The following is a 19264-nucleotide window of genomic DNA, read 5'->3' on the forward strand; positions in this document are numbered from 1 at the left end:
CCGCTTGCTCTGCCGTAAACCTGCGCCGGCGCGATTTTGCCGGACGGGTGTAGTTTTGTGCCGTCAACATTTTTCTTTTCCCTCCCATGAAAAAATCCTTTCTGACGCTTGCCGTCGCCACTGCCATGCTGGCCGCCGGCCTGGCCACGCCCGCGCTGGCCCAGAATTCGGCCGTGACCAACGCCATCCTCAGCCAGAAAGCTGGTCAGCTCGATAAGGCCCTGGTGAGCATTAACGAAGCCATTACCAACGAAAAGACCAAGGATAAGGCCAAAACCTGGTTTACCCGCGGCGATATCTACTACCAGATAGTTGACCCGAGCACGCAGGCGCTGTTTGCCAAATACGGCAAAGACCTGCAGCCCGGCGAAGCCCTGCAAAAAGCTACGGAGTCGTATAACAAAGCCCTGCAGCTGGATGGGCCCGCGGGCGAGTTTGGCAAGCAGGTGCCGGCCCGCCTGCAAAACCTGTACGGCATTGCCTTCAATGCCGGCGTAGTGGGCTATCAGGCCAAGGAATATGACAAAGCGTTGACCGGGTTCCGGCAGGCCTCGCAGATAAATCCGCAGGATACTACGGCAATACTATATAGTGCTTATACTCAGGATGCGAAGCAGGATTTCGCTGGGGCCAAAGCCAGCTACACCCAGTTGCTGAGCCTGGATGCGTATAAGTCGAAACCAGCCCCGGTGGCGGTGTACCAGCGGTTGCTGCAAATAGCCCGCGAGGAGAAGAACGATGCGGATGCCCAGAAGGTGCTATCCCAGGCTCTGGTGGCATACCCCAATAACAAGACCTTTCTGATTGAGGATTTGAACCGGTCGATGGCCGGTAATAACGGCGGTGCCGCGGCGGTAGACAAAATAACGAAGACCATCGCTGCTGACCCGACGAATGCCAACCTGTACGCCGTGCGGGGCTCGCTTTACGACCAGCAGAAAAAAACTGACCTGGCGCAGGCCGACTACAAAAAGGCGATTGAGCTGGACCCCAAGAATTTTGATGCCGAGTACAACATGGGTATCTATAACTTCAACCAGGCGGCCGCGCTCTATACCAAAGCCAGCAAGATGGACCTGAAGACGTATCAGCTAAAAGGCAAGGCGCTGGAAACCGACGGTAAGAAGTACTTCGAGGCCTCGGTGCCGTATTTCGAGAAAGCACTGGAAGTGCAGCCCAATGACCCTGGCTGCCTGAGCGCACTGCAAAAAGTCTATTTCCGGTTGGGACGCAATGCCGATTCCAAAAAGATGGAAGACCGGCTGCAGGCGTTGAAAAAATAAGTCCCCGCCGAGGGCAGCGTAAGGTGCGAAAAGAAGCGCGCCGGCTAAGCTAGCCGGCGCGCTTCTTTTTAGGTGAGGTGTCGCCTAAGCAGAGCCAGGAGGGTAGGTAACAATCAGCAGGTAGGATATCGGAAAAGCAAGTTGAGGAAATTCAGTTTAACATAATATAAATTATAAGACAAATTAACTACTATGAAAACCAAGCAGTTGAGGGAAGTCTGTTACAGCTTGATGGTCACAGTATTTCGGTTAAGGGCTAAAGAATCTTGGCTCTGAAGGAAACGGATTTTCTGTCTCGTCTGGGACCGTAAATCAAGTTGCTGCCCGCGTCATTGATTCGCTCATCCTTGTTTGTTGGCAAATCTTAGTCAGGTGCAGCGTTACTTAGGGGCATTCATGCCGCTCCGGCGGCCAACTGTAAGTCATGTATTTTAAGCTCGAACTTATTCCCGTGCCGGTGAGTGACATTGACCGCGCCAAGAAATTTTATATCGACCAGGTTGGCTTTTTGCTCGACCATGACGTTCGTCCTGCGCCAGCCGTGCGCGTGGTGCAACTTACGCCGCCGGGCTCCGCCTGTTCTATTGTGCTGGCGTTCGGACTGGCGGGCCTTACCATGCCGGCCGGAGTTTTGCGGGGCCTGCATCTGGTGGTGCCTGATATTGTGCAAGCGCGGGCTGAGCTGGTTGAGCGCGGTGTGACGATGAGCGAAATCCATAGCTTGGGCGGTGGTATCCGACACGCTGGTTTTCAGGACCCCGATGGCAATACCTGGACCTTGCAGGAACTATCAAGTCGCTGGTAAGGTCCAGCTCATTTCTTGAGCGTCACAAACAGTAGCGCTGAGTTCCAGGTCAAACAGTTGACATTAACTGTCTGACGTTCTTCCTCTCTCCTAGTCTAGTAAGTATAAAAATTAGGAGAACAAGGAATTACGGATAAACTTATAGTTAAAACTAAACAAGTATAAAAGTATAAAAAAGTATAAAATTAACTATTATTTTTGTACTTTTTTATACTTTTATTAGTTATTTACTGTACTTAGTTTATAATTGTACTACTTTTATGTTCCTGTTCTATTACCTACTCATGTACTCCCTGAAGTATGCCAAAACTGATTGATTACCCCCGCACCAGCTACAGCGGCGCCTGGGAAGTAGCCGAAGTAGTAGACGACACCGGCGGTAAATGCGCCCTCGATACCTGCGCCCGCAAGCTAAATCGTAAGGTGAGCGGCTCTTTCAAGGCCATTGTGGGCTCTGCCGTGAAGTTTGGACTCCTGACTAGCAAGCGAGAGCTGCTGGCCACCACCACGCTCTTTCGCCGTATTAAGCATGCCTACGATAAGCAGGAAGAGCTCGTCTTTCACCGGGAAGCCTTTCTAACGCCCCCACTCTTTACGCAGCTCTGCCGTAAGTTCCGCTCCCGGGAATTACCCGTCGCCATGCTCGATGTATTACTCATGCGCGAGTTTGGGGTGGAAGAAATCAATGCCCAGGGGGTTTCCAAGGCTTTCGTCGACGGCGCACGCATGGTAAAGCTCCTCGACGAGCACAATATCATTGCGGACATCGACCAGCTCGCTGCTCAACTGCCGCCCCGTCGCGAGTTGGCCAGCCCTACGCCGGCACCCAACGTATTTCGCCAGCTTCCGCTGCCAAGTGAGCCTGAAACCGAGGAGTCGGACCCAGACCCAACCGACGACTTCGACGACGAACCCCTGGAAGCTAGTCGGCCAGCAGCAACGCTTCTTCCCCAGCAGCCAGCGTTTGTGGCCGGCAGCAAGCCCCTATTACCGCCCCAACGCCCTGCCCCGGCAGCTACTACCGATGCTATCGCCAGTCTCTTTGGGCTCAACGGCTCCGGCAGCAATGCGGCAGGTACGGCCCTCAATGGGCCGGCCTTGACTAAGGCCAGCCCGGCAGCGCCTGAAAAGCCAATAACTCCCCCAACTAGTGCCCAGGGAACCGGGACGGCCCCAGCCGAGCGGCTGTTTCGTATTCAACTCACTGGCCCGGCATGAACACCCAGCTCGACGTTACCGAAGTAGAAGACCTGAGCTTAATCAGGGCATTACTGGATAAAATCGAGCGCCAGCTAAAAAGATAACTGCCTGACCACCAGTGGTAAAAAATTCTGTTTAATACTTATGTTAAGCAACATTGCTTTAACGCAAACGCCTTGTTAACGTAGCGCCGACCACAAGGGCTACGCTGACAAGGCGGCACGTTTGCGGGCTGACTGGTTAGTCGGGCAGCGGGCGACGCTGCCCGGCGCCAATAGTCTGGTGGCGCTGCCGCAGCACGGCCAGCATTTCCTCCAGCGAGGAGCCGCTGGCGCGCAGTAGCACCAGCAGGTGGTACACCAGGTCGGCCGCCTCCCCTGGCAGGCCGGCTTTGTTGCCCGCCATGGCGTCAATGACGGTTTCGACGGCCTCCTCCCCTACCTTTTGGGCAATGCGCGCCAGGCCTTTCTCAAACAGCCGCACCGTATAAGAGCCCGGCTCCTCGGCTGGGTATTGCCGGCGTCGCTCAATGAGACGGTCCAGCTCGGCCAGAAAGCCCACCGTCGGGGCAGGCTGGGCGGCACCCGGAGCCAACGCTTCCGTACCGGGCAGCGCCTCGAAGCAGCTGGTGGTGCCCCGGTGGCAGGTGGGTCCGTCGGGCCGGACCAGCACCAGCACCGTATCCTGGTCGCAGTCGATATGCAGGCTCACTACCTGCAGGAAGTTGCCGCTGGTTTCGCCCTTGGTCCAGAGCCGCTGTTTAGAGCGCGAGTAGAACGTTACGCGGCCCTCGGCCTGCGTGCGCTGCCAGGCTTCGGCGTTGAAGTAGCCCAGCATGAGCACCTGGCCCGTGGCCGCATCCTGCACAATGGCGGGAATAAGCTGGTCGGGCATCTTTTGAAAATCTAACGTCATAATAGAAAAGCGGACGAGCCGCCAGAGGGGTTAGGCAACCTGGGGTTTGGGCTGCAGCAGGTCCCACAGGTTGCCATAAAGGTCTTCAAAAACGGCCACCGTGGCGTAGACTTCCTCACGCGGAGTTTCGCAGAAGCGCACGCCCCGCGCCTGCATGGCGTGGTAGTCGCGCCAGAAATCGTCGGTTTGCAGAAACAGAAACACCCGGCCGCCGGTCTGGTTGCCGACCCGGCTTAGCTGCTCGGCATCATCGGCCTGAGCCAGCAGCAGGGCACTGCCCGCCGGTGCCCCGGGGGGCGCTACCAGCACCCAGCGCCGGGTAGCGCTCAGGCGGGTATCGGCCAGGAGCTGGAAACCCAGCTGCTGGGTGTAGAAGGCAAGCGCCTCATCGTAGTCGCGGACTAACAAGGCCACGTGGGCCAACTGCTGATACATATATTATTCAATATATTTAACCGCCAGCCCTACCCGACCGGCCGCATGGCAACGCCTTCCTGCAGCAGATAGCCTTTCAGGCCCGCTACCGACAAGTCGCCAAAATGAAAGACGCTGGCTGCCAGCGCCGCGTCGGCCCCGCCGGGCCGCAGCACATCGCGAAAGTGCGGGGCCGCCCCGGCCCGCCCGAGGCAATAACCGGCACGCCCACGGCCGCGGCTACCCCCGCGTAAGGCTGAGGGCGTAGCCGTCGCGGGTGCCGTCGTGGCTCATGGAAGTGAGCAGCAGCTCGCCCGCCCCGCGCCCGGCAGCCTCGCGGCACCAGGCAACGGCCTCGCGGCCGGCGGGATGACGCCCCCCGTGGGTAAAGACTTCCCAGGCTTCTTCCGAGGCAGTCGTGGCGGCTTCGTTGGTTTGCCGGGCATCCACCGCCACCACGATGCACTGGCTGCCGAAGCGCCGGGCCAGCTCGTCAATCAGGCCGGGCTCGCGCAATACAGAAGAGTTCAGGCTGACCTTATCGGCGCCGTTGAGCAGCAGCGCCTCCACGTCGGCTACTGCCCCGATACCACCACCCACGGTGAAGGGAATATTGACCTCGCGGGCCACGTTGCGCACCAGCTCGAGGAGGGTACGGCGCTTTTCCACGGTGGCGGTGATGTCGAGCAGCACCAGCTCATCGATGCCCTCCTGGGCGTAACGGGCGGCCAGGGCCACGGGGTCGCCGGCGTCGCGCAGGTTCACGAAGTTAGTGCCCTTCACGGTGCGGCCGTTCTGCACGTCGAGGCAGGCAATGAGGCGTTTGGTTAGCATACGCTTTATATTATATACTATACGGTAATCAGGTTAAGCTGCTTCGAAGAGTGCGGCGGCCCCTACCCGGTCGGGCCGCATAATCTGCTGATACACCTCGGCCACCGGCTCCAGGCTGGTCAGCTCTGCTACGTGCGCCAGGGGCCGGGCCGCCCCGGTGCGGTTCAGCCACACCGGCCGGATACCCACGGCCAGGGCGCCGAGCACGTCGGCCGACCAGTTATCCCCGACCATCACCGTTTCGGCGGGGGTAGCCCGCAAGCGCTCCAAGGCTACCTGGTAGATAGCGGGGTCGGGCTTGAGTACCCCAACGTCTTCCGAGGTAACGAGCGCGTCTACCAGGCTGCTCATTCCCAGAAAACGCAGCTTCTCCCGCTGCTCGTCGGTGCGGTTATTTGTCACGATGCCAATCCTTACCGCCGGCTTGAGGCGCTGCAGCAGCGCCAGCGCCCCGGCCACGGGCTGCCGCAGCCGCTGGTAGTGGCCGTAGTGCTGCTCGGCCAGGAGCGTTACCTCAGCCACTGCCGGCTCCGGCTCGTACGGCGCCAGCAGCTGCTGAAAGCGCAGCTGCCGGGCCACGAGGTACGACAACTCTCCCCGCATCACCCGCGGGTGCATTTCTTCCAGCAGGTCGCTGTAGCGCTGATACAGCTCGTCCACCGGCACGCCGTGCAGCGTGGGCCGGCCGGCAGCCGTAGCGGCCAGGGCCGCCCGCGCCGTAGCCGCGTGGTCGAAGAGCGTATCGTCGAGGTCAAAAAGAACGGTGGTTACCGGGGTAGCTGCGAACATGGCGGGGAAATAACAACTGAGTAAAGCTTGGCTAGCTCCTACCTGGCCAGCTCGGCGCGCAGCTCAGCCTCCGTAATGGTGCCTTCGTAGATGGCTTTGCCAATAATGGCCCCGCTCATGCCCAGTGCCCGCAGCGCGGCCACGTCGGCCACCGTCGTCACGCCGCCGCTGGCCACGAACTGCGCGGCCGGGAACTGCTGCCGCAGGGCCGTATACGTATCCGTCGCGGGGCCTTGCAGCTGGCCGTCGCGGCTCACGTCGGTACAGATGAAGGTGGTGGCCCCGACGGCCAGGTAAGCGCCAATAAAGCCGGTCAGGGTCTGGTCCGACTGCTCGGTCCAGGCACTGACGGCAATGTAGTCACCCTTAAAATCGGCCCCGATGATGATGCGCCCGGCCCCAAACCGGGCCAGCCACTCCCCTACCAGCGCCGGCTCGCGGGCGGCAATACTGCCGGCCGTGAGCTGCGCCGCCCCGGCCGCGAAAGCCGCCTCGGCCGCCGCCGTGGTCTGAATGCCCCCGCCGAAGTCGATGTGCAGGCGGGTATGCCGGGCAATTCGCTCCAGCACCGGCAGCTGGCGCGGCGCGCGGGCGCGGGCCCCGTCGAGGTCAACCAGGTGCAGGTGGGTAGCCCCGAGCTGCTCGAAATGCTGCGCCTGGGCCAGCGGGTCGGCGGCGTAGGTGGTCTGCCGGGCAAAGTCGCCGCCGGTCAGGCGCACGCACGAGCCGTTGATGAGGTCAATCGCAGGAATTATATTCATTTAGATAAATAGCCGACAGCACTGGCGGCGAACACATATTATTCATTTGTTAAAAAGCTAGCTCAGGTCCGCCGACAGGAAGTTGTGTAGAATCTGCTCACCAACCGGGCCGCTCTTCTCCACGTGAAACTGCACGCCGTAGAAGTTGCGGTAGCGCACCCCGGCGCTGAAGGCTGCCCCGTCCGGATAGCTGGCCTGGGCAATGGTGTAGCTGCCTACCGGCGCGTAGTAGCTGTGCACGAAGTACACGTAGTCGGCGGCGGTGGCTTGCAGGCTGACCTCAGAAAACTGAGCGGGAGCTGAGGAAGAGGCGGCCATTGCTGCCTGGCTACCCAAGCCCGCAAACAGCGGCGTTTGCAGGTCGTGAAGGTTATTCCAGCCCATGTGGGGCACTTTATGCACCGCATCGGGCGGCGTAAAGCGCACCACCTCGAACGGCAGGATCCCCAGCAGCTCGGTGCCCCCGGCCGGACCTTCCGTGCTGTGGCGGCCCAGCAGCTGCATGCCCAGGCAAATCCCCAGGAAGGGCTGCTCCAGGGTCGGGAGGAGCTTATCGAGCCCGGCGGCCCGCAGCGCCCGCATGGCCGAGCTGGCTTCGCCTTCCCCGGAAACAGCACCCGGTCGGCCCGGCTGATGACGTCGGGGTCGGACGTGAGTACGGCGCTGGTGACCCCCAGGCGCTCGAGCGCAAACAGGACCGACTGCACGTTGCCTCCCTGGTAATCGATGACGGCAATGTTCATTTTAAAACATTTGGTATAATTAGTACTTTAGCCAGATTTACCCAAATGATAAATAATATTTACAGGATGCCTTTCGTGCTGGGAATCACGTGCTGGCCGGTCGGGTCACGGACCAGGGCCAGTTTAATAGCCTTGGCAACCGCTTTAAAGATTGCCTCAATCTTGTGGTGCTCGTTGTCGCCTTCGCACTTGATGTTGAGGTTGCAGCGGGCCGCGTCGGAGAAGCTTTTAAAGAAATGGTAAAACAGCTCGGTCGGCACGTCGCCCACCCGCTCGCGCTTAAAGTCGGCGGCCCACACCAGCCAGGGCCGGCCCGAGAAGTCGATGGCCGCCTGGGCCAGCGCGTCGTCCATGGGCAGCAGGAAGCCGTAGCGGTTCACGCCGCGCTTGTCGCCAAGGGCTTCCTGGTAAGCGGTGCCGATGGCGATAGCCGTATCCTCTACCGTGTGGTGCTCGTCGATGTGCAAATCGCCGTGGGTGCGCACGTAAAGGTCGCAGCCACTGTGCTTGCCCAATTGGTCGAGCATGTGGTCGAAAAAGCCCAGGCCGGTCTGGCAGTCGGTGTGGCCGGTGCCGTCGAGGTTAAGAATAACCTCAATCCGCGTCTCGTTGGTGTTGCGCATGACGTGGGCGCGGCGCGGCGGGCGGCGCAGGTGCTCGTAGACTTTCGCCCAGTCGGTAGTGCTGAGCGCGGCGCGCTCATCGGCCTCGGCGTGGAGCAGGACGGCGCGGCAGCCCAGGTTCTCGGCCAGCTGCACATCGGTGAGCCGGTCGCCGATGACGTAGCTGTGCGTTAAGTCGTAGCCGTTGGCCGGGTCGAGGTAGCGGGTCAGCAGCGCCGTGCCCGGCTTGCGCGTCGGGGCCGGGTCGTGGGCAAAGCTGCGGTCAATCAGAATCTCGCTGAACTCTACCCCTTCCCCGCGTAGGATGTCGAGCATTTTCTGCTGGTAGGGCCAGAAGGTATCCTCCGGGTACCTGGCGGTGCCCAGGCCGTCCTGGTTGGTCACCAGTACCAGCTCGTACTCGCCGTCGCGGGCCAGCTGGGCCAGGGCCGTGATGGCGCCGGGTACAAAATCGAACTTATGCCAGGCATCAATCTGGTAATCGGTCGGCGGCTCGATGAGGATGGTGCCGTCGCGGTCAATGAAGAGAACTTTACGGGACATAATAACTAGCAGATTTAGTTTACGGGGCGTGCTTCCGGTCCGGCTGCGGTCGAAAACGCTGCCAGCGCCGCCAGCAGCTTGCTATTCTCCCCGGGCGAGCCCACGGTGAGGCGCAGCGTGCCGGCGCAGCCGGGCTGGGTGGTACGGTTGCGCACCACAATGCCCCGGCCCAGCAGGTAGTCGTACACGGCGGTGGCGTCGGGGTGGAAGCGCACCAGCAGAAAGTTGGCATCGGAGGGGAAAACCTCGGCCACGATGGGCAGCGCGGGCAGGCGCGCGGCCAGCCAGGCGCGGCCGCTGAGCAGCTGCTGCCGCAGCTCTTCGAAGTGCGGCGCCGCCGCCAGCGCCGCCAGCGCGTGCTGCTGGGTAGCCTCGGAGATGTTGTAGGGCGGCTTGATTTTATTGAGGTAGCCGATGATTTCCGGCGCGGCGAAGGCCATGCCCAGGCGCAGGCCGGCCAGGCCCCAGGCCTTGGAAAAAGTCTGGAGCACCACCAGGTTGGGGAACTCCGCCAGGCGGGTCGTCCAGCTCGGGGCCGCAGCGAAGTCGGCGTAGGCCTCATCTACCACCACCAGGCCCCGGAAGCCGCGCAGAATCTGCTCGACGGCCTCGGCGTGGAGCAGATTGCCGGTCGGGTTATTGGGCGAGCACACAAACACCAGCTTGGCCGAAGAGGCCAGCACGCCGGCCACGATAGAGGGCGAGAGCTGGAAGTCGGCCGTCAGCGGCAGGCGCTCGAGGCGCACATCGTTGAGGTGGGCGGCCACCTCGTACATGCCGTAGGTGGGCGGCAGCAGCAGGATGCTGTCCGCGCCGCCCGGCGTGCAGGTCAGGCGCACCAGCAGGTCGATGGCCTCGTCGGAGCCGTTGCCAAGGAAAATCTGCGCGGGCTCCACTCCTTTCAGCCGGGCCAATTCCGTTTTCACGGCGCGCTGCTGCGGGTCGGGGTAGCGGTTGAACTGCGCCGGGCCGGCGCTGCCGAGGCTGTTCTCGTTGGCATCGAGCATTACCTGGGCCTCGCCCTGAAACTCGTCGCGGGCCGACGAGTACGGCTTCATGGCCCGGATATTGGGGCGAATAAGGGATTCTAAATCAAAGGACATCGCAAAGTGCATCTCTCAGGCGGAGCTTGCCGAAGCAGCTCGCTTGCGCCGCTTGGGTACTAACCCGACGACGGTTCGGGTGAGCAGCTTCGGTAAGCTCCGCCTGACGTTCTGTTATATGGTAAGGGTAGCAAGTGCCTCGCGCCGCAGGGCCACCGCCTGGGCGTGGGCGCGCAGCCCTTCGGCTTCGGCCATCGCCTCTACCACCGGGGCCAGAGCGAGCAGGCCGGCGGGCGCAAGCTGCTGAAACGTAATTTTCTTGTAGAATGAGTCGAGCGACACGCCGCTGTAGGCGCGGGCGTAGCCGCCCGTCGGCAGCGTATGGTTGGTACCGGAGGCGTAGTCGCCCACCGCCTCGGGCGTGAGGTGGCCCATGAAAACGGAGCCGGCGTTATATACCATATTCGCTATGTTATCAGGGGCGGACACGGCCAGGATGAGGTGTTCGGGCGCGTACTGGTTGCTGAACTCCAGCATGGTGGCGACGTCGGGCAGCAGCACGGCGCGGCTCTCAGCCAGGGCCTGGCGGGCAATTTCGGCACGGGGCAGCAGCGGCAGCTGGCGCGCCAGCTCGGCTAGTACACCCGTCAGCATCTCTTCGGAGTCCGTTAGCAGAACCACCTGCGAGTCGGGGCCGTGCTCGGCCTGCGAGAGCAGGTCGGCCGCCACAAAAGCCGGGTTGGCGCTGGCATCGGCGATGACGAGTACTTCCGAGGGCCCGGCGGGAATGTCGATGGCCACCCCGCGCTGGGCCGCCAGCTGCTTGGCGGCAGTTACGTAGCGGTTGCCGGGACCAAAAATCTTGTCCACGGCCGGCACCGAGGCCGTGCCCACGGTAAGGGCCGCCACGGCCTGCGCCCCCCGGCCTTGATGATGGTCGTCAGCCCCAGCTCCTGGGCGGCGAAGAGAATGGCCGGGGCGATGCGGCCGTCGCCCCGGCCGGGCGGCGTACAGAGCACAATCTCGCGGCAGCCCGCCAGCCGGGCCGGAATACCCAGCATGAGTAAGGTACTAAAGAGCGGCGCCGAGCCGCCCGGCACGTACAGCCCCACGCGCGGCACGGCCACGCTGCGGCGCCAGCAGCGCACGCCGGGCATGGTTTCCACTTCGGCCTCCACGGCGGCGGGGCGCTGCGCCGCGTGAAATTTCTCAATATTCTGAATAGCCTGGCGAATGGCGGCTTGCAGCGCGGCCGGCACCTGGGCGGCCCCGGCCGCCAGCGCTTCGGCGCCCACGCGCAAGTCGGTGAGGTCGGGTACACCGTCTAGCTCAGCGGCGTACTGGCGCAGGGCCTCATCGCCGCGACGGGCTACATCGTCGAAAATCTCGCCGGCGCGGGCCAAAATGGCGGCGTTGCTGGCCGCCAGCGGCCGCTGCTGGAGCGCGGGCCACTGGCCAGAGTCGGGATTGCGAAAAATCTGCATGTCACGTATACGTACCTATCCTACCCGCTTTTCAATGCCCAGCACCAGAATCCCTTCGGCCCCAATGGCCTGGAGCTGGCCGGTAAGGTGCCAGAAGTTATCCTCATCCACCACCGACTGCACCGACACCCAGCCTTCTTCGGCCAGGGGCGTAACGGTGGGCGACTTAATGCCCGGCAGCAGCGCCTTCACGGCATCAAGCGCCGAAACGGGCGCGTTGAGCACAATGTATTTTGAGCGCTGGGCCCGGCGCACGGCCTGCATCCGGAAGCGGAGCTGGTCGAGCAGGTCCTGCTTTTCGGGGCTGAGGCCGGGGGCTGCGATAAGCACGGCCTCGGAGCGGAAAATGGTTTCGACCTCGCGCAGGCCGTTGCCGAGCAACGTGGAGCCGCTGCTCACGATATCGCAGATAGCCTCGGCCAGCCCGATGCTGGGCGCAATCTCGACCGAGCCGCTGATGGTGTGCAGGTGGGCCTGCACGCCCTGGCCGGCCAGGTAGTCGCCCAGAATTTTAGGGTACGAAGTCGCGATGCTTTTGCCCTGCAGGTCGGCCACCGAACCATACGCCGCGCCCCGCGGCACGGCCAGGCTCAGCCGGCACTTGCTGAAGCCCAGGGGTTCGACTTCGAGGGCGGCGCAGTTGGCTTCCACCAGCACGTTCTGGCCCACGATGCCGAGGTCGGCCACGCCGTCCTGCACATAGCCGGGAATATCGTCGTCGCGCAGGTAGAGGATTTCCAGCGGAAAGTTGCTGGCCTCGACCTTGAGCTTGTAAGACGACGAAACGAAGCTGATGCCGCACTCGCGGATGAGCTGAAGGGAGTCCTCCGAAAGGCGGCCGGACTTTTGAATGGCTAAACGCAGCATGAGAAAAAGTGAGCTACCGGCCCGATAACGGGCCAGCCGCGAAACTGGACGGTGCCCCGGCCGCACCAGGCCGCCGGGAGGCTCATCCGTAAATACCCAAACGAAGAAAAAGTTATTTCCCGGCCCAGCGGCGGGGCGGCGGTGGAGACGCGAGCGGCTGGCAGCAGGGGCTACAGAGTAGCGGCCAGCCCGGTTGCCCGGTCTCCTACAGATGGTGGTGATGCTGCGGCGCGGCACCGGCCGGCTTCGCAGCCCGCCAGGCAGCCGCCAGGCCCGCAAAAGCGGCCGGAAGCGCAGGGCGATAGGCAGACGTAAGGCGGCAAGCGGGAGTCATCGTGGGGCAAAGGTAGGCAGGCGGTTGGAATTCCAACGCCTCCTACGCAAAACCGGGTCGGGTAGCCTATCTTCGGCTTATGCCCGATTTCATCACCGCGCTCGAAACCATCGCGCCAATGAGCCCGGTGCTACGAGCAGCGGTAGCCTCGGCGGTGCGCCACGAGGAGTTTTCGGCCCGGCACTTGTTACTGCAACCGGGCCAGGTGGCGCGGCGAGTGTATTTTATCGAAAGGGGGTTAGTGCGCGGCTATTTGCTGCACGAGGGTCGCGAGATATCCTCGTGGTTTATGCGCGAGGGCGACTTCGTAATTTCTATTGTCAGCTTTCTGACCCGGCTGCCTTCCACTGAATACCTGGAACTGCTGGAAGCCAGCGCACTGTATTCCATTACCTACGAGGAGCTGCAAGCACTCTACAAAGAGTTTCCCGAATTAAATCTTTTTGGCCGGGTCATCACCGAACGCTACTACGTTCTGAGCGAGCAGCGCGCCCACCAACTGCGAACGCAGCCGGCCGCCACACGCTACGCCCACTTACTGGCCGATTTTCCGGAAGTACTACGGCGGGTACCGCTCAAGCACATTGCCTCGCACCTGGGCGTGGCTGCCGAAACCCTGAGCCGCCTACGGGGCAAGAGCTAGGCAAAAATGACATTTGTCAAGAAAGCGAGAAAAAGGCGCGGGGACCTTTGGGCCTCACTTTTCCCTTTGCCTGCTATGCCTTTTGCCCTAACCATTCTACTGGCCCTGGTTATTGCCCTGGCGAATGACTACGCCGACCACCTCCAGGCGCCGATTGGCATTCTGTTAACTCCCCTGGTCATTATCAGTATTACCGCCTTGCTGCATACCAACCGGCACCCCCAACTCGTCCTTCCGGCGGCTGTAGCTACGGCGTTGCTGATATGTCTACACGATGCCGGCATCAAGCTCTATGGAGGTGGCATGCACGATTTGGAAGGACAAGGATTTGTGAACCTATTTCTATTCGCAGGCCTACTACCCGCTTATCTACTACAGAGTTCGCTCGTGCGACGAACCCAGGGAGTCAGCCCACGTGTAAAGCGCTGGACCTTATGGGTCGGCCCGTTGCTAGTGGGAAGCTACCTGCTTTTTTTTGGGTCGCTAGGTTTAGGACGGTCTTATTAACTACCACCTGCTCTACTTCGAGCTAAATGCCTTGCGCACGCCCGGCAGCACCAGGCGGGCGTAGCGCACCGGCAGCAGGCGCGTGAGCCAGTCCATGACCCGGGCATCGGGGCCGACGATGATGCGGGCCTTGTTCTGCTCAATACCCTTGAGAATAAGGACCGCCGCCCGCTCGGGCGTGGTGCGGGCGCTTTTATCGAAGCGCCGGTTGGCTTTGGCGTGCTGCTCGGGCGTGACGCTGACCCCTAGCCGGGCGCTGGCCGCGATGTTGGTTTTAACACCGCCCGGAAACACCGTCGATACGTGAATATTGCTGCCCGCCAGCTCGTTGCGCAGCACGTCGGTGAAGCCGCGCACGCCAAACTTGGCCGTGCTGTAGGCCGCGTTATGCGGCGCGCCAAACAGGCCAAACACGCTCGAAACGTTCACGAGGTGGCCGCCCCCGGCGCGCAGCAGCGGCAGAAACGCCTTGGTCATGCGCACCACGCCCCAGAGGTTAATCTCCATCAGCCAGGCAAACTCTTCGAGCGTGTTTTGCTCAAAAGTGCCCGCGCCCAGGGCTACGCCGGCATTATTAAGCAGAATAATTCGCTGGCCCGGATGCGCAGCCGCAACGTGCTGGGCGTAAGCCGCTATCTGGTCGGCGCTGCTTACATCGAGCACCGTGGTTTCGATACTGCCGCCGGCCTGGCGCACGGTAGCCGCCGTGCGGGCCAGGCCCTTGGCGTTGACATCGGAGGCGAGCACGTGCGCGCCCTGGGCCGCCGCCCCAATAGCCGTAGCCTGCCCGATGCCCGAGGCCGCCCCGGTCACAATAAATAGCGAATCTTTAATACTTGTCATGGCCGGGTGGGAAAAGGGAAGCAATGAGAGAAGCAGCTGTTACTTTTTACTTAAAAACTCGCGGATGGCCTCGGCGGCCGGCTGCGGGTAGAAGTAATGGGCAAAGTGGTCGCCGGGCAGCTCCACAAACGGCTCGTCGGGCAGCCGGATAACGTTGTCGCGGCGGGCGTGCAGGCGTAAATCGGGCTGAACGGTAAGCGGCGGGGCCGGCGCAAACAGCACCTGCAGCTGCTGGTGCACGTAGCGGCGGCGGTGCCGGGCCATGTTATCGACGAGCTGGGCGTAGAGCTGGCGCGACTCGTCGCGGCGGTAGCTGCGCTTGAAGCGCTCGCGCATAAACCGCGCCTGCATCAAGCCCGACAAGGCATAAAAGCCCAGCAAGCGCGGGCTGCGAATGGCCGACACAATCTTGCGCTGGTCGGTAAACGAGCTGAGCAGAATGGCAGTGGCCCCGGTCAGCTGCTTTAGATGCGCGGCAATCCAGCCGCCCATCGAGTGGCCGATAAGCACATCGTCGGCCCCAAGCTGGTAACGCTCGGCTAAATGCTGCGCCAGGGCAGTGACGTTGGGCCGCCCCGTGGGGCGCCAGTGCGCAAATTCCTCTTCCAACTCCAGCGAGCGCACGTCGTCGAAGGCCGGCAGCAGCGGCAGCAATGGCGCAAAAATGGTGCGGTCTTCGGTGTAGCCGTGCAGCAGAAAAAGGCGTTTCATAAGGCGAAGACAGGGGGTGGGCAGCTGGAAATGGGAAGGCCTAGGGTACAAACGTACGGCGCGCCGTAATTTAGTCGGCTAGCAGCGTATCTTTTTCCCACCCACTCCGCTGGCTTATCGCTTTCCTATGCAACATTCCGTGGACGTAGCCATCATCGGGGCCGGCTTTGCGGGCCTCACGGCGGCCATTCGCCTGCAACAGCGCGGCAACACGTCGTTCGTCATTTTTGAGCGGGCCGAAGAAGTCGGCGGCACCTGGCGCGACAATATCTACCCCGGCTGCGGCTGCGATATTCCCTCGCCGCTCTACTCCTTCTCCTTCGCCCCTAACCCCGACTGGACGCGCATGTACTCGGGCCAGCCCGAGATTCTGAGCTACATCAAGCAGACGGTCAGCCGGTTCAACCTGCGGCCCCACATTCAGTTCAACGCCGAGATTATCCGCACCGAGTTTGCGGAGGAAACCGGCCGCTGGACGCTCACCGACCGCGCCGGCCACCAGACCACAGCCCGCGTGGTGCTGGTTGCCATCGGGCCGCTCAACCGCCCGGCGCTGCCCCAGCTGCCGGGGCTGGGCACGTTTGCCGGCAAAACCTTCCACTCCTCGCAGTGGGATACTGATTACGACCTCCAGGGCAAGCGCGTGGCCGTGATTGGTACCGGGGCCAGCGCGGTGCAGTTTGTGCCGCAGATTGCGCCGCTGGTAAGCCAGCTTTACGTGTTTCAGCGCACGGCCCCGTGGATTTTGCCCCGGCGCGACCGCGCGTTTTCGGAAAAGGAAAAAACCTGGTTCCGGCGGCTGCCGCTGCTGCAGCGGGTGCAGCGCGAGCTTATCTACTGGCGCAACGAGCTGTTTGGGCTGCTCTTTATGGGCAATAAAAAGCTGGCTGCCCAGGCCAACGAGCTGGCCGCCCGCCACCTGGCCCGCGCCATCAAAGACCCCGAGCTGCGCCGCAAAGTCACGCCCAACTACCAGCTGGGCTGCAAGCGGGTACTTATATCTAATAATTACTATCCTTCCCTCACTCGTCCTAACGTGGAGCTGGTGACCGAAGGCATCCGGGAAGTAACTCCCACCGGCATTGTTACCCACGACGGCCAGGCGCGGCCCGTGGACGCCATTATTTTCGGTACCGGCTTCGTAGCCTCCGAGTTTATGGTCGATTTGCACATTAGCGGGCTGGGTGGGCGCAGCCTCTTTGGCGAGTGGCAGCAAAGCAGCGCCGAGGCGTACCGGGGCACCACCGTGTCGGGCTACCCCAATATGCTGGTGCTGGTGGGCCCCAATACCGGCCTGGCCCACAACTCCATCATCCACATTATGGAGTCGCAGGTAAACTACGTGCTCGACTACCTGCGTAATCTCGACCAGGCCGGGGCCGGCGCTTACCTCGACGTAAAGCCGGAGGCGCAGCGCATTCATAATGAAGAAGTGCAGCGCAAGCTCGGCACCACCGTGTGGGCTTCGGGCTGCAAGAGCTGGTACCAGACTGCCTCCGGCAAGAATACCACGCTGCTGCACACGCTCACGCCCGCGTTTCGGCGCAGTGTGAAAAGCGTGCGGCTCAAAGACTACGTGCTACGCAAGCCCGAGCGGGTGGCAGTGAGCAGTGAACAGTGAACAGTGAACAGTGGGTAGTAGTACAGTGAAAGGCGGGAATACTGACCTTAACTATTAACTGCACACTGCTCACTGCTCACTGCTCACTGCTTAAAACTATGGCTGCCCGCTGCCGCCGGCCGAGCCGTATACCTGGCCGGTAGCGAAGCTGGCGTCGCTAGCCGCGAGCTGCACATAAATCGAGCCCAGCTCGGCGGGCTGACCGGGCCGGCCCATAGGGGTTTTCTCCCCGAATTTTTGCAGATTTTCCTGCGTAGAGCCGCCGCTTACCTGCAAGGGCGTCCAGATGGGGCCCGGCGCCACGCCATTGACACGGATACCCTTGGGAGCCAGCTGCTTGGCCAGCGACTTAACGTAGTTCATCGTCGCCGCCTTGGTTTGGGCGTAGTCGTATAAGTCGGGCGAAGGGTCATAGGCCTGCTCCGAAGTAGTGCCGATGATAACCGAGCCCGGCTGTAAGTGCGGCAGCGCCGCCTTAATAATCCAGAAAGGCGCGTAGATATTGGTTTTCATCGTCCAGTCAAACTGCTCGGTGGTGATATCCAGAATGGACGCGTGCGACTGCTGCCGCCCCGCATTGCTGACCACGATATCGAGTCCGCCCAGGCCGCGCACGGCCTCGGCCACCAGCCGCTGGCAAAAAGCTTCGTCGCGGATATCGCCCGGAATTGCGACCGCCTTGCGCCCGGCCGCCTTGATGAGGGCAATCACTTCGCGGGCATCCGGCTCTTCGGCCGGCAGGTAGTTGATGGCCACGTCGGCGCCTTCGCGGGCGTAGGCAATGGCCGCCGCCCGACCCATGCCCGAGTCGCCGCCCGTAATCAGAGCCCGGCGGCCCGCCAGCCGCCCCGAGCCTTTGTAGCTGGTTTCGCCGTGGTCGGGGCGCGGGTCCATCTGGCCGGCCAGGCCGGGCCAGGGCTGCGACTGGCTTTTAAACGGCGGCCGCGGGTATTTGGTAACCGGGTTTTGCAGCTCCGCCGGCGCAGTAGGCGCCGCCTCGGCGGGCTCGGTGAGTATAGCAGGGGCCACGGCCGCCGTGGCCAGGGTAGCACCCAGGCCGCCCAATACGCTGCGCCGGCTCAGATTAGGGTTTTCTTCCATCGGTAAATCAGAAGGGATTAGTGGTTTAGAGTAACTACTGCCCTCCTACTGCTGACGCTGCCCAAGGGTTGCTGCCAGGCTACCGTGCTGGCAGCCGCGCCGCTCAGTAAAAAACCGATGGTCACGCCGGCTTCGGCGTGACCATCGGTGCCTGGAAGCGGCTCAGCCGCCCCGCTAAACCAGCTTTGCCTGGCTTAATGCTTGCCAAAGGCGCGGACCAGCCGCTGGCCCGCCAGCTCCGGGAAATGGCGTTGGCTACTTCAGCTTAATACCTTGAGCCGCCATCTGCTGCTCCTGCTCGGCGTGGTTGGCCAGGAACTGGGCGTGTTGCGCAGGTGTGCGCTCGGTGCCGAGGCTGGCCAGGCTTTGCTGCAGCTCGGCCGCAGTCATATCGGTGCAGTACGCCGGCGTGCCGGGCTGTTGCCGCCACGACTCGTGCAGCCGGCCGCCGTCCAGGGCATCGAAGCCCAGCTCTTCCACCAGGGCCATTACTTTTTGCTTGGCGGCGGCCTCGTCGCCGGCTACGGGCAGGGCAATGCGGCCGGGCGTGCCGGCGGGCTGCCCTGCTTTTGCGAGATGGTCGGCCAGGATGTTGTTGAATACCTTCACTACCGGCCGGTTGAGGTGCTGCTGCACCCACTCGCTTTCGGTCAGAGAGCCGCTTTCCAGCTCGGGCAGGAAGCCGTCGCGCAGCAGCGGGTAGTAGTTGCTGGTGTCAATCACGGGCACTTCCGCGCCCACGCCTTCAAACAGGTCTTTGGGCAGGTCAGGGATATTTATCAGGGGAATGGTCACCACGATGAGCTCGCCGAAGCGGGCCGCCTCGCGGGCCGTGGCAGGGGTGGCGCCGGTATTTTGGGCCACGCTCGTAAGCGTTTCGGGGCCGCGCGAGTTGGCAATGCGCACAGCGTGACCAAGGCGGGTGAGCCGCCCCGCGAGGGCGCTGCCGATGTGGCCGGCCCCAATGATTCCGATTTTCATAGGTAATAAGGGTAATAAAGCAATTCGTACGCAAGGGTTTCGGGCCGCTGCGTTGCTCAAGACCACCCGGCCGGCTAAATGTTTTTCCACAGCAGCCACCAGGTAATGCTGCCTGCTACTGGTGGCTGCTAACGATTGCCATCACCCATTACAGCAGCTACTGGTGGCTGCTAACGATTGCCATCACCCATTACAGCAATTGGTGGCCGCTGAAGCAGT

At 62.1% G+C, this 19264-nt stretch carries 18 protein-coding genes and 2 pseudogenes; 6 read left to right on the forward strand and 14 right to left on the reverse strand.

What is annotated here, in order from left to right:
- The first annotated feature begins 86 nt into the window (after positions 1-86).
- The 3 genes from GKZ67_RS07765 (at position 87) to GKZ67_RS07775 (ending at position 3306) form a co-directional block, all read left to right on the forward strand.
- Entirely contained in the window at positions 87-1283 is a 1197-nt protein-coding gene (locus GKZ67_RS07765) for a tetratricopeptide repeat protein (RefSeq protein WP_173241809.1), read from the forward strand.
- A 424-nt stretch (positions 1284-1707) separates the two neighbouring features.
- Entirely contained in the window at positions 1708-2088 is a 381-nt protein-coding gene (locus tag GKZ67_RS07770; RefSeq protein WP_173241810.1) for a VOC family protein, read from the forward strand.
- A 300-nt stretch (positions 2089-2388) separates the two neighbouring features.
- A complete protein-coding gene (locus tag GKZ67_RS07775) occupies positions 2389-3306 on the forward strand; it encodes a hypothetical protein (RefSeq protein ID WP_173241811.1) in 918 nt (305 codons plus the stop codon).
- 222 nt (positions 3307-3528) lie between these two features.
- On the opposite strand, the gene hisIE is transcribed toward GKZ67_RS07775, so the two are convergent.
- From hisIE to hisG, 10 genes and pseudogenes are all read right to left on the reverse strand, one after another.
- A complete protein-coding gene (hisIE, locus tag GKZ67_RS07780) occupies positions 3529-4203 on the reverse strand; it encodes a bifunctional phosphoribosyl-AMP cyclohydrolase/phosphoribosyl-ATP diphosphatase HisIE (protein WP_173241812.1) in 675 nt (224 codons plus the stop codon).
- 30 nt (positions 4204-4233) lie between these two features.
- Positions 4234-4638: a VOC family protein gene (locus tag GKZ67_RS07785; protein WP_173241813.1), complete on the reverse strand. Its 405-nt coding sequence runs from the start codon at positions 4636-4638 to the stop codon at positions 4234-4236.
- Positions 4639-4667: 29 nt separating this feature from the next.
- A pseudogene (gene hisF / locus GKZ67_RS07790) lies at positions 4668-5451 on the reverse strand (imidazole glycerol phosphate synthase subunit HisF).
- Positions 5452-5484: 33 nt separating this feature from the next.
- Positions 5485-6240 carry an HAD family hydrolase gene (locus tag GKZ67_RS07795; protein ID WP_173241814.1) on the reverse strand — a complete coding sequence of 252 codons (756 nt, stop codon included), beginning with the start codon at positions 6238-6240 and terminating at the stop codon, positions 5485-5487.
- A gap of 38 nt (positions 6241-6278) precedes the next feature.
- A complete protein-coding gene (locus tag GKZ67_RS07800) occupies positions 6279-7001 on the reverse strand; it encodes a HisA/HisF-related TIM barrel protein (protein WP_173241815.1) in 723 nt (240 codons plus the stop codon).
- Between the two features lie 57 nt (positions 7002-7058).
- Positions 7059-7583 carry a glutamine amidotransferase-related protein gene (locus GKZ67_RS07805; RefSeq protein ID WP_317172269.1) on the reverse strand — a complete coding sequence of 175 codons (525 nt, stop codon included), beginning with the start codon at positions 7581-7583 and terminating at the stop codon, positions 7059-7061.
- Between the two features lie 220 nt (positions 7584-7803).
- Entirely contained in the window at positions 7804-8910 is a 1107-nt protein-coding gene (gene hisB, locus GKZ67_RS07810; protein ID WP_173241816.1) for a bifunctional histidinol-phosphatase/imidazoleglycerol-phosphate dehydratase HisB, read from the reverse strand.
- Positions 8911-8924: 14 nt separating this feature from the next.
- Positions 8925-10013 (reverse strand): histidinol-phosphate transaminase, encoded by a 1089-nt coding sequence (gene hisC / locus GKZ67_RS07815; RefSeq protein ID WP_173241817.1) that lies wholly within the window; start codon positions 10011-10013, stop codon positions 8925-8927.
- A 114-nt stretch (positions 10014-10127) separates the two neighbouring features.
- A pseudogene (gene hisD / locus GKZ67_RS25050) lies at positions 10128-11437 on the reverse strand (histidinol dehydrogenase).
- Between the two features lie 15 nt (positions 11438-11452).
- Positions 11453-12304 (reverse strand): ATP phosphoribosyltransferase, encoded by an 852-nt coding sequence (gene hisG / locus GKZ67_RS07825; protein ID WP_173241818.1) that lies wholly within the window; start codon positions 12302-12304, stop codon positions 11453-11455.
- Between the two features lie 413 nt (positions 12305-12717).
- On the opposite strand from hisG, the gene GKZ67_RS07830 reads away from it, so the two are divergent.
- Both GKZ67_RS07830 and GKZ67_RS07835 read left to right on the forward strand, forming a co-directional pair.
- Positions 12718-13281: a Crp/Fnr family transcriptional regulator gene (locus GKZ67_RS07830; RefSeq protein ID WP_173241819.1), complete on the forward strand. Its 564-nt coding sequence runs from the start codon at positions 12718-12720 to the stop codon at positions 13279-13281.
- A 75-nt stretch (positions 13282-13356) separates the two neighbouring features.
- Positions 13357-13788 (forward strand): hypothetical protein, encoded by a 432-nt coding sequence (locus GKZ67_RS07835; RefSeq protein WP_173241820.1) that lies wholly within the window; start codon positions 13357-13359, stop codon positions 13786-13788.
- Between the two features lie 12 nt (positions 13789-13800).
- Here GKZ67_RS07835 and GKZ67_RS07840 read toward each other — a convergent pair whose 3' ends face one another.
- Positions 13801-14655 (reverse strand): SDR family NAD(P)-dependent oxidoreductase, encoded by an 855-nt coding sequence (locus GKZ67_RS07840; RefSeq protein ID WP_254245134.1) that lies wholly within the window; start codon positions 14653-14655, stop codon positions 13801-13803.
- Positions 14656-14670: 15 nt separating this feature from the next.
- Positions 14671-15342, reverse strand: coding sequence for an alpha/beta fold hydrolase (locus GKZ67_RS07845; RefSeq protein ID WP_173241821.1), 672 nt, complete (start codon positions 15340-15342; stop codon positions 14671-14673).
- A gap of 127 nt (positions 15343-15469) precedes the next feature.
- Here GKZ67_RS07845 and GKZ67_RS07850 point away from each other — a divergent pair, with 127 nt between their 5' ends.
- On the forward strand, positions 15470-16963 hold the full coding sequence (locus GKZ67_RS07850) for a flavin-containing monooxygenase (RefSeq protein WP_173241822.1): 1494 nt from the start codon (positions 15470-15472) through the stop codon (positions 16961-16963).
- Between the two features lie 96 nt (positions 16964-17059).
- Here GKZ67_RS07850 and GKZ67_RS07855 read toward each other — a convergent pair whose 3' ends face one another.
- Both GKZ67_RS07855 and GKZ67_RS07860 read right to left on the reverse strand, forming a co-directional pair.
- Positions 17060-18064 (reverse strand): SDR family oxidoreductase, encoded by a 1005-nt coding sequence (locus GKZ67_RS07855; protein ID WP_173241823.1) that lies wholly within the window; start codon positions 18062-18064, stop codon positions 17060-17062.
- A gap of 255 nt (positions 18065-18319) precedes the next feature.
- Positions 18320-19045: an NADPH-dependent F420 reductase gene (locus GKZ67_RS07860; RefSeq protein ID WP_173241824.1), complete on the reverse strand. Its 726-nt coding sequence runs from the start codon at positions 19043-19045 to the stop codon at positions 18320-18322.
- Positions 19046-19264 lie beyond the last annotated feature (219 nt).

Source organism: Hymenobacter sp. BRD67, from assembly GCF_013256425.1.
Taxonomy (GTDB): Bacteria; Bacteroidota; Bacteroidia; order Cytophagales; family Hymenobacteraceae; genus Hymenobacter.

Excerpts from the sequence above, each read along its gene's own strand:
- GKZ67_RS07765 (WP_173241809.1), top strand. The coding sequence starts at position 87 with ATGAAAAAATCCTTTCTGACGCTTGCCGTCGCCACTGCCATGCTGGCC.
- GKZ67_RS07775 (WP_173241811.1), top strand. The coding sequence starts at position 2,389 with ATGCCAAAACTGATTGATTACCCCCGCACCAGCTACAGCGGCGCCTGG.
- GKZ67_RS07805 (WP_317172269.1), bottom strand. The coding sequence starts at position 7,583 with ATGCGGGCGCTGCGGGCCGCCGGGCTCGATAAGCTCCTCCCGACCCTG.
- GKZ67_RS07830 (WP_173241819.1), top strand. The coding sequence starts at position 12,718 with ATGCCCGATTTCATCACCGCGCTCGAAACCATCGCGCCAATGAGCCCG.
- GKZ67_RS07845 (WP_173241821.1), bottom strand. The coding sequence starts at position 15,342 with ATGAAACGCCTTTTTCTGCTGCACGGCTACACCGAAGACCGCACCATT.
- hisIE (WP_173241812.1), bottom strand. The coding sequence starts at position 4,203 with ATGACGTTAGATTTTCAAAAGATGCCCGACCAGCTTATTCCCGCCATT.
- GKZ67_RS07835 (WP_173241820.1), top strand. The coding sequence starts at position 13,357 with ATGCCTTTTGCCCTAACCATTCTACTGGCCCTGGTTATTGCCCTGGCG.
- GKZ67_RS07800 (WP_173241815.1), bottom strand. The coding sequence starts at position 7,001 with ATGAATATAATTCCTGCGATTGACCTCATCAACGGCTCGTGCGTGCGC.
- GKZ67_RS07785 (WP_173241813.1), bottom strand. The coding sequence starts at position 4,638 with ATGTATCAGCAGTTGGCCCACGTGGCCTTGTTAGTCCGCGACTACGAT.
- hisB (WP_173241816.1), bottom strand. The coding sequence starts at position 8,910 with ATGTCCCGTAAAGTTCTCTTCATTGACCGCGACGGCACCATCCTCATC.
- GKZ67_RS07855 (WP_173241823.1), bottom strand. The coding sequence starts at position 18,064 with ATGGAAGAAAACCCTAATCTGAGCCGGCGCAGCGTATTGGGCGGCCTG.
- GKZ67_RS07795 (WP_173241814.1), bottom strand. The coding sequence starts at position 6,240 with ATGTTCGCAGCTACCCCGGTAACCACCGTTCTTTTTGACCTCGACGAT.
- GKZ67_RS07850 (WP_173241822.1), top strand. The coding sequence starts at position 15,470 with ATGCAACATTCCGTGGACGTAGCCATCATCGGGGCCGGCTTTGCGGGC.
- GKZ67_RS07770 (WP_173241810.1), top strand. The coding sequence starts at position 1,708 with ATGTATTTTAAGCTCGAACTTATTCCCGTGCCGGTGAGTGACATTGAC.
- hisG (WP_173241818.1), bottom strand. The coding sequence starts at position 12,304 with ATGCTGCGTTTAGCCATTCAAAAGTCCGGCCGCCTTTCGGAGGACTCC.
- hisC (WP_173241817.1), bottom strand. The coding sequence starts at position 10,013 with ATGTCCTTTGATTTAGAATCCCTTATTCGCCCCAATATCCGGGCCATG.
- GKZ67_RS07860 (WP_173241824.1), bottom strand. The coding sequence starts at position 19,045 with ATGAAAATCGGAATCATTGGGGCCGGCCACATCGGCAGCGCCCTCGCG.